This window comes from Paraburkholderia sp. CNPSo 3274 (genome assembly GCF_024206475.1).
In the GTDB taxonomy this organism is placed as follows: Bacteria; Pseudomonadota; Gammaproteobacteria; order Burkholderiales; family Burkholderiaceae; genus Paraburkholderia.
The window spans coordinates 135,389-141,756 of the sequence record NZ_JAMBPR010000014.1 but is presented as its reverse complement, the minus strand read 5'-3'; the positions used below and the strand labels follow the sequence as shown (position 1 = coordinate 141,756).

Genomic DNA, 6,368 nt, shown 5'->3' with positions numbered 1-6,368 from the left:
AGCCACCACCATGGCCGCCGTGCCAGCCGTGGTGATAGCAGCATCCGCCGCCACCGCCCCAAATGGCGATGCCGCCATAGCCGCCGCCGAAATAGCCCGGGTAGTAGTCGTAACCGTAGGCGTACGGATAGCCCGAGTAGTAGGGGTAGCCGTAGTCATAGCCGTAGTATCCCGGGTAACCGGGATAAGGCGCGACAGCGCAGCCCGCGAGCACCGCGGCCGCGCCCAGTGCTGAAAATAGCCGCAACACGATGATCTCCGCATATATACGTTTGAAACCGGTTGGCGCAGCCGGTTCAGACGCAATTGTGTCTGCAGATTACCGCAGGGCCGCCGCGGCCGCCGATGTCGGCAAGACGACAGCTTCTAGGCGCGTCGGAGGGCGGTGCGATCGAACAGCCAGACCGCCACGAGCGTCGCGCCCATCAGCGGAAACACGATGCCGAGCAGCACGAGACCGGTTTTCCAGGCGCGCAGCGGCGGTGCAGCGTCCTCGCGTGGCGGCGCAGCCAGCATGCCCGGTGCGATGGATGCGCCCTTCGCGCGCGCGGGACGGCGCATCCACCACATCGCGAAGCCGGTCACCGCGAGCGCGCCGAGGCCCAGCGAGATCGCCGCGCAGATCAGCTGGTTCGCGAGGCCGACGTAGCGGCCCATGTGCAGCGACGTGCCATATGAAATGGCTTGCGAGACTGCGCCGTAATCCTCATAGCGAATGTCCCTGAGCACGGCGCCGCTGTACTGGTCGATATACACGGTGCGCTCCGCTTTCGGATCGGGCGGAAAGTACGAGACCGTGTAGACGCCATCGGGCGTGGCAGGCAGCACGATGTCGTAACCGTCGCGAACACCGAGATCGCGCATCTGGGCAACGACCTGAGCGAGCGTCCAATGTCGCGTTGCGCTGTACGCGTCGGGCGATTGCGGCACGGGGACCGCGCCGACCGCCCAGGGCACGAGCGGCAGCGGCATGTCGTCCATCACCATGCCTGGCATCGACGCCATGTCGTGGCCCGCGTGCTCTCCACCGTGTTCCGGTCGGTCGGCGTGGCTTGCGGGAGGATTCGCTGCTGCGCCGCGAACTGCCGCAGCAGCGTCCGGCGTACCCGGCAACGCCGACTTCAGCGCGAGGCCGCCGCCCCATGCGCCGCGCGGCGCACCGAGGCTCGCACGCGTGGCGAGCGCCTTGAACTGCTTGCCCCACGAGCCCGTCCACGGCAGGCCGCTCAGCACGAACGCGAGTGCGCCCACGGCGAGCCAGATGCCGACGCTCGCGTGCACGCTCTTCCAGAATGGCCGTCCGCGCGCGCCGAGGCGAGGCAGCAGCGCGGCTCGCCACGACGTCCCCGCGCGCGGCCACCAGAGCGCAATGCCGGTGGCGAGCATCACGAGCGTCCAGCAGGCGGCCAGTTCCATGAGCAGCTCGCCAGGCTTGCCGAGCAGGAGCTTGCGATGCAGCATGCGGTCGACCTGCATGAAGCGGCGATCGACGTCGAGCGTGCCGAGCACCGCGCCATCGTAAGGATTCACGTAGACGCTCTCTTTGGTCCCGTCAGGCAGCGCGAAAACGAATTCGGCGCTGCGCGCCCGATTCGACTCGACGTGCGCGCGCAGTGCACGCGCGCCTGGCGGCAGCGCGGTTCGCGCGCTGGCCAGCAGCGCATCCACGGGCAGGCGCGGCGTAGCCGCCGGCGCGACCACCAGCCGATGCGGGTAAAGCAACGGTTCGATCTGCGGCTGGAAGCAATAGATCGTGCCCGTAATGGCGAGCACGAGCAGCCAAGGCATGACGAAGAGGCCTGCGTAAAAATGCCAGCGCCACAGCGTGCGGTAGCCGGGCTGCGCCGCGCGGGTAGGCGGTGCGCTTACCGGGTCGGATATCGTGGACATCGGGTACTCCTTGTCGAGCCAGCACGGCTCGAATGCATGGATGATTCAGACGAAAACGCGGACGCGAACGAAGGCCGCAAGCGCGCCGCTCAAATGCCGAGCTTCGCTTCGAGGTAGTACGTGCGGCCGGGGTACGGGTGATAGACGAAGTAGCGCGCGTCGAACAGGTTGTCGATGCCCACGCCTATCTCGCTCTTCTTCGTCGGCCGGAAGGTGTACTTCACGTCGGCGACCGTGTAGGTGCTCGTGCCGCCGAATACGTTGGGGTTCGTGTCCGTGTTCGTGAGCGTGTTGTACTGGCGTCCCGAGTAGCGCGCGGCGAGCGTGAGCGCGGAGCGCGCATCGAAGCGGTAGGTCGCGACGAGATTCGCGCGCCACAGCGGAATACGGTAGAAGTACTTGCCAACGGTCGCCGGATTCTGGGCGTTCTCCAGAATCTTCGACTGCGTATATGCCACGCTCGCCGCGAGATCGAACCCGCGCAGCATGACGTCTTCTCCCTGATAGCTGGTTTCCACGCCGCGCGAGCGCACCTTGCCGATGTTCTGGAAGTTCGTGACGTTCGGAAAGACCGTCGTATCGGTCTGGCTGAAGATCGTGTTTTTTACGTCGTCCTGAAAGAGCGTCAAGCGGAACAGGCCGTTCCAGTGCGCCCATTCGGCGCTCAGTTCCTTCGAGAGGTCGTCCTCGGGGCGCAGGTTCGGATTGTTGTTGACGATGGACGAGCCGTTCACCTGCCCCTGGAACAACTCGCTCACAGTCGGGAAGCGGTAGGCGCGCGCAATCGATGCGCGCAGCGTGAGGTCGTCGGTCACGTCGAACGAGAGCGAAGCCTTCGGCGAGAAGTGATGGTCGCCCACATTCGCATAAGGCACGTTCACGCCGCCGAGCGCCTGATAGCCGTCGAAGGCGCGCCAGTTTTCGTAGCGCACGCCATACACGAGCTTCCAGCGCGGCAGGAAGCGCCAGGCGTCCTGTGCGTAGAGCGCCTGGGTTTCGGTCTTGCCCGCGAAGGCGTTGGCGAAACTGTCCGCGCCGCCGTCGCGCCACGCGAGTGTGTTGTACGTACGGTTGTCGAGCGCGTAGTCGTCGTAGTGATAGCCGAACGTGAGCCAGTGGGCGGCGAGCCCGGCATCGGGCGTGGCGGGCGTCCACGTCGTCTTGAGGTCGAGCGTCTTCCAGCCGGTGCCGTCGCCTAGCGTCATGACGCCGGGGCCGTTGCCGGGTCCCCCCGCATTCGCCGTGCGCGCGACGGTGTTGCTTACGTCGTAGTACGAAGCAACGGCTTCCGCGTTCCAGCCGGTCGCCTGATGCGTGCGCAGTGTCGCGCCATACAGCCAGTTTTCGCTCCAGCCGCGGCTCGGTGCGAACGCTGCGGCGGGTACGGTGTACTCGTAGCCATTGATCGACACCTTGCCGCTGTACACGGGGTTGCCGTTCGCATCGTAAAGGAAGGTCGAGGTGGCGTTGTTATAGGTCTGGTGCCAGTAGCCGAGCGTCACGCCGCCTTGCACGGTGGGCGTAAAGTCGTACTGCATGCGCAGCTTGAACTGGTCCTGCACCGTATGCTGCATGCCTTCGCCGTTTACGCCGAGCACGACCGTGGGCGTGTTCGTCTGGTTGTTGTAGAAGTACGCGCCACGCACGGGCACGTCGCCCGGCTGCGCGGGTTTCGTCGACTGCGCAAGCGTGGCGAACTGCAGCGGCTGGCTCGTGTTCTCCAGGTGGTTCACGCCAAGCAAATACGAGAACTTGCCGATGCGGTCGCCGATCGAAGCGCTCATCTCGCTGCCGTTGAAGTTCTGGTTCACGCCGTAGAGGCTGAAATGCTGGGTGAACGCCTTCACGTCCGCGGTCGCTTCGAACGCCTTCGGCATGCGCGTGGTGATGAGCACGGTGGCGCCGAGCGAGTTGCCGGGATAGAGCGCGGAATACGGCCCATAGATCACATCCACTTGCTGGATCTGGTCGGGGAACACCATCGACCACCGTGGCGGAAAACTGTAACTGTTGCCGAGCAGGTTCGAGAGCAGCAGCCCGTCGGCATAGACGAGGCCGCGCGCGCTTTGCGTATTGCTCGTGCCGCGCACGGCGATGATCGAGTTCAGATCGCCCACGTAACGCTTGCGCACGGCGAGGTTGGGCAGGTACTTGAGCACGTCCTCGGTGTTGACGACGTTCCAGTTCGCGAACTGCGCGGGCGTGACGGTTTCCACCGTCGCGGGCAAGTTGGGGTCGACGGCGGGCGCCGCGGCGCTGCTCGCGGTGGCGCTGACCGTGACGGTGGGCAGCGTGGCGGTCGAGGTGGCTTCGGCGGTTTGCGCCTCGGCAGCATGGGCTGTATGAACGACGATGGGTGCAACGAGAGGCAGTGGCAAGACGCGTGGCAGCATGGCGAGCGCGAGGCGCCCGGCGTGCCGCAGCGCGCGCGGCGTTGCGCGTTCGCGCGAGCGAACGCCAGCGCCACGCGTGGTGAGCGTGGACATGAGGTGCTTTCCTGAAAACGGGAATCGAGCGGCCGCGCGCGTCGTGCGTGCTCGTTGCGCACGCAATCAAACCGCGATCGGCGGGCCGGTGAAGGCGTAACTCAGGAAAGGACGGGTGGGGCGCGCGGCCTGCCCGAAGGGAAGGCGCCTAAGGGGAGGTCGTGCGTGACGGGCGGCGCGATCGTCTCGCGCGCGAGCACGAGGGCGGCAAGCGGACCGGGCGCGGTGACCGAAGGCATCGCCACGTGATGCTCGAGCAGATGGCAGTAGCCGCAGGCGCCGAATGCATCGTCGTGCGAAAGATGCGGCGCGCTACCGGACTCGGCCGGCTGCATGGCCGAGCAGAGCGTGGCGTCCGGCTCATGCGCGTGCTGCGCGGCGACGAGCTGGCTCACGAGCGGCGCAAGCACGATGAGCCACATGGCGACGAGGCCAAGCCATGCGGTCAGCAGTGAATGCTTGCGTGAATTCATGAGAATGAGAATGATTGCGCGGCGGAGTCTAACACGGCCTTTCGCGTTTGCGCACGCGGGCCCGCCGCCCTGAGGGTGGCAATAAGCGCGGCGCGATGTCGCGGCCATGGGGAGTCGCAACCTTCGCCTTGGCATGTCCACAATTGAGCGGCGGGGAGGGTCCGTCGATATCGAAGGAATCCGAGAAACGGACGATGTTGCGTTGCATCGAAACGCCCGCAGGAGGGGATTTCCTTACATCTCTGCGCGAACTCGATGCCCGCCGCATGGTCCTATACCCCCAAGGATGAGCGGTCATGGCCGCCGCAGCCGGCCGGGTGCCCGCGCGCCGGATTGCGGGTTTGCCCCGGCGACGGCCATGCGCGCTATCCTGTACCGCTTTGCGCGCGGCCCGGATGTCCACGATCGGGCCGGCGCGGGCACCCGAGGCCCCATTTGCACAGGAAAACCACGTAATGCGCCGACGTCAATTTCTTCTCAGCTCCAGTGCCGCTCTCGCCGCCAGCGGCCTCGCGCTTGCCGGCTGTACGACAACGCCGCTTGGCACGCAGAACAGCGCTTCGCAGAACACGGCGAAGCGCAATTCGATCGACGCGGGCGTCGACGCCACGCTCTCGCGCCTCTTCAGCACGGTGAGCGGGTCGCAGGAACTGATTTCGAAGTCGAGCGGCGTGCTCGTCTTTCCGCAGGTTCTCTCGGCAGGCTTCTGGATCGGCGGTCAGTACGGCACCGGCGCGCTGCGCGTGGATGGCCGCACGACGGGGTACTACAGCACCATGGCGGGTTCGTTCGGCTTGCAGATCGGCGCGCAGTCCAAGGCCATCATCTTCGCGTTCATGAATCCGGTCGCGCTCAACGATTTCACGAGCAGCCAGGGCTGGTCGGCAGGCGCAGACGCCACGGTTGCGCTCGTCACGGTGGGCGCGAACGGCAACGTCGATACCTCGACTGCGACGAGCCCCGTGGAAGCGTTCGTGCTGACCAACGCGGGCCTTATGGCCGGGGTATCGCTGGAAGGCGTGAAGGTGTCGCGGCTCGTGATTTGACGCTGCCGCGAGCAGGCTTGAAAGGAGACACACGCATGGCGACGCCCACGTACCGCCGCAAACACAAGATTCACTTTTCGGAGTGCGATCCCGCCGGTATCGTGTTCTATCCGCAGTATTTCGTCCTCTTCAACGATCTCGTCGAGTCGTGGATCGACGAGTTGTTGCCGCAAGAGGGCTATCACGGCGTGATTGGCGCGCGCCGCGTGGGCATGCCGACCGTGCGACTCGAAGTGGATTTCAAGGCGGTCAGCAAGATGGGCGACGAGGTCTGGCTCTCGCTCGACGTCGAGCGCCTGGGCGGGGCCTCGCTCACGCTCGCGTGGGCCTGCACGGGCGTGGACGGCGTGCTGCGCATGGCGGCACGCCAGACCATCGTGACCACCTCGCTCGAGACTCACAAGTCGATTGGCATTCCTGATGACATTCGCGACGCGATCGCGCGGGCGATGGCGGCCGCCGCGCGCGATTGA

5 protein-coding genes and 1 pseudogene are annotated in these 6,368 nt (G+C 65.8%); 2 read left to right on the top strand and 4 right to left on the bottom strand.

Features of this window, described 5'->3' with window-relative positions:
- The 4 genes and pseudogenes from M3I54_RS12515 to M3I54_RS12500 form a co-directional block, all read right to left on the bottom strand.
- A pseudogene (locus M3I54_RS12515) lies at window positions 1-250 on the bottom strand (hypothetical protein); the annotation flags it as partial.
- Window positions 251-366: 116 nt separating this feature from the next.
- Window positions 367-1,890 (bottom strand): PepSY domain-containing protein, encoded by a 1,524-nt coding sequence (locus tag M3I54_RS12510; protein ID WP_254336219.1) that lies wholly within the window; start codon window positions 1,888-1,890, stop codon window positions 367-369.
- Window positions 1,891-1,979: 89 nt separating this feature from the next.
- Window positions 1,980-4,283 (bottom strand): TonB-dependent receptor, encoded by a 2,304-nt coding sequence (locus M3I54_RS12505; protein ID WP_375542133.1) that lies wholly within the window; start codon window positions 4,281-4,283, stop codon window positions 1,980-1,982.
- Window positions 4,284-4,477: 194 nt separating this feature from the next.
- Entirely contained in the window at window positions 4,478-4,849 is a 372-nt protein-coding gene (locus M3I54_RS12500; RefSeq protein WP_254336216.1) for a DUF2946 domain-containing protein, read from the bottom strand.
- 455 nt (window positions 4,850-5,304) lie between these two features.
- Between M3I54_RS12500 and M3I54_RS12495 the strand changes: the two genes are divergently transcribed.
- Window positions 5,305-5,895, top strand: coding sequence for a YSC84-related protein (locus M3I54_RS12495; protein WP_254336213.1), 591 nt, complete (start codon window positions 5,305-5,307; stop codon window positions 5,893-5,895).
- Between the two features lie 35 nt (window positions 5,896-5,930).
- A complete protein-coding gene (locus M3I54_RS12490; RefSeq protein ID WP_254336211.1) occupies window positions 5,931-6,368 on the top strand; it encodes a thioesterase family protein in 438 nt (145 codons plus the stop codon).